This window comes from Mesorhizobium sp. M8A.F.Ca.ET.202.01.1.1, assembly GCF_004791595.1.
In the GTDB taxonomy this organism is placed as follows: domain Bacteria; phylum Pseudomonadota; class Alphaproteobacteria; order Rhizobiales; family Rhizobiaceae; genus Mesorhizobium.
Map to the genome: position 1 here is coordinate 1 of NZ_SRUN01000176.1, position 325 is coordinate 325.

At 63.7% G+C, this 325-nt stretch carries 1 protein-coding gene; it reads right to left on the reverse strand.

The window, feature by feature from the left end:
- Positions 1 to 307: glutathione S-transferase N-terminal domain-containing protein (locus EN845_RS34385; RefSeq protein ID WP_189587444.1), on the reverse strand; the 307-nt coding region annotated here is incomplete at its 3' end.
- Positions 308 to 325: the final 18 nt, after the last annotated feature.

The window sequence follows — 325 nt, forward strand, 5'->3', positions numbered from 1 at the left end:
TGCGGGTCTTGTCGGCCAGATAGAGCAGGATGGCGCCCGATTCGAACAGGCCGATCGGCTTGCCGCCAGGACCGTCCGGGTCGATGATCGCCGGTATCTTGCCGTTCGGGTTGAGCGACAGGAATTCCGGCGTCCAGCTCTCGTTCTTGCCGATGTCGACATAGTGCGGCTCGTAGGGCAGGCCGATCTCCTCCAGCGCGATCGAGATCTTCACCCCGTTGGGCGTCGTGGAGGAGTAGAGCTGCAGGAGGTCTGGTTTTTTGGCCGGCCAGCGCTTGGTGATCGGAAAGGCGGACAGGTCGGTCATCGGGAGGCTCCGGGTGCG